Source organism: Rhodoferax sp. UBA5149 (assembly GCF_002413825.1).
In the GTDB taxonomy this organism is placed as follows: Bacteria; Pseudomonadota; Gammaproteobacteria; order Burkholderiales; family Burkholderiaceae_C; genus Rhodoferax.
Genome location: NZ_DHXT01000156.1, coordinates 1 through 1,697, shown reverse-complemented (window position 1 = coordinate 1,697; position 1,697 = coordinate 1). Strand labels below are relative to the sequence as shown.

Annotated in this window: 2 protein-coding genes and 1 pseudogene; 1 reads left to right on the top strand and 2 read right to left on the bottom strand. The window is 61.5% G+C overall.

From position 1 onward, the window contains the following. Positions 1–471: pseudogene (locus B3V69_RS13570) on the top strand (UDP-N-acetylenolpyruvoylglucosamine reductase); the annotation flags it as partial. 1 nt (position 472) lies between these two features. Here the strand turns inward: B3V69_RS13570 and B3V69_RS13565 are convergent. Together B3V69_RS13565 and argG are read right to left on the bottom strand one after the other, a co-directional pair. Continuing rightward, positions 473–790, bottom strand: a complete 318-nt coding sequence (locus B3V69_RS13565) for a pyrimidine/purine nucleoside phosphorylase (RefSeq protein WP_296447375.1) — start codon at positions 788–790, stop codon at positions 473–475. 55 nt (positions 791–845) lie between these two features. Further along, a partial coding sequence (argG, locus tag B3V69_RS13560) for an argininosuccinate synthase (protein WP_296447374.1) occupies positions 846–1,697 on the bottom strand: 852 nt, incomplete at its 5' end.

The following is a 1,697-nucleotide window of genomic DNA, read 5'->3' as shown; positions in this document are numbered from 1 at the left end:
TTCGCGCTGCCCAAGCCCTGGAAGGCGGTGCTGGGCTACGCGGATATTGAGAGGAAGATGGCGGAGTCGAACATCACGCAGCCCTCGGCACAGCAAATGTACCAATGGATTTGTGACATCCGCCGCGCCAAATTGCCGGATCCCGACGTGATCGGCAATGCCGGGAGTTTTTTTAAAAACCCCACCGTCACGCCCGAGCAATGTGCCGACATCATTGCGCGCGATCCCAAAATTGTGTACTACCACCTGGCTGACGGCTCGGTCAAGCTGGCCGCCGGCTGGCTGATTGACGCCTGTGGCTGGAAGGGCAAGTCAGTCGGCAATGCCGGCGTCTATGAAAAACAGGCGCTGGTGCTGGTGAACCGGGGTGGGGCCACGGGCGGCGAGCTGATGACGCTGGCCCGGGCGATCCAAACCAGCGTCTACGAGCGCTTTGGCATCCGGCTGGAGCCGGAGCCTTTGGTGGTTTGAATCAGCCGAAATGGCAGATGTAGTGGTAGGCCTCGGTCACCCGAATCTCGAACGATGAGTTGCCGGGGACACTGAATTTGTCACCGGGCGCCGACTTCACCCAGGCATTGGTGCCGGCCAGCTTGTATTCGCAGCTGCCCGCCACGCACTCCATGATTTCCGGCGCGCCGGTGTTGAAGGTCAGGGTGGACGGCAGCACCACGCCTACCGATTTCTTTGTGCCATCCGCGAAGGTGATGCCGTGGCTCACGCATTTGCCGTCAAAGTAGACGTTGGCCTGGGTGGTCACGGTGACGTTGGCGATGCTGGAGGTGCTCATGGTGTCCTTGGATGTTTGAAAAGAGCCGCCATGTTAGCGGCTTTGCCAGGCTGGTTTATTTGGCGGCCTTGTCGGTCAGGTTGAGGAAATCACCCCCTTCGCCCAGTGACAGCAGGCCCGCTTGGGCGTAGATGCCCAGCTTGGCGCGCGTGTCCACGATGTCCAGGTTGCGCATGGTCAGCTGGCCGATGCGGTCCAGTGGGGAGAACGGAGCGTCTTCCACCTTTTCCATGCTCAGGCGCTCGGGGTGGTAGGTCAGGTTGGGCGAATCGGTGTTCAGCAGCGAGTAGTCATTGCCACGACGCAGCTCCAGCGTCACTTCGCCGGTGATGGCGCGCGCCACCCAGCGCTGGGCCGTTTCGCGCAGCATGATGGCCTGCGGGTCGAACCAGCGGCCCTGATACAGCAGGCGGCCCAGCTTGCGCCCGTTGTCGCGGTATTGTTCGATGGTGTCTTCGTTGTGGATGCCGGTGACCAGTCGCTCGTAGGCGGCAAACAGCAGCGCCAGGCCGGGGGCTTCATAGATGCCGCGGCTCTTGGCTTCGATGATGCGGTTTTCGATCTGGTCGCTCATGCCCAGGCCGTGGCGGCCGCCGATGCGGTTGGCTTCCAGAATCAGTGCCACCAGATCGGTGAATACCACGCCATTGAGCGCGACCGGCCGGCCTTCTTCGAAACGCACCGTGACTTCTTCGCGCTTGACCTCGACTTCGTCCTTCCAGAACGCCACGCCCATGATGGGGTTGACGATCTTCATACCGCTGTTGAGAAACTCCAGGTCTTTGGCCTCGTGCGTGGCGCCCAGCATGTTGGAGTCGGTGGAGTACGCTTTTTCGGCCGACATCTTGTAGCCAAAACCGTGCTGGGTCATGAAGGCCGACATTTCGGCGCGGCCGCCCAGCTCGTC

What these genes read in the sequence shown, in the direction of transcription:
- B3V69_RS13565 (WP_296447375.1), bottom strand. Translation starts at nt 790, where the DNA reads ATGAGCACCTCCAGCATCGCCAACGTCACCGTGACCACCCAGGCCAAC.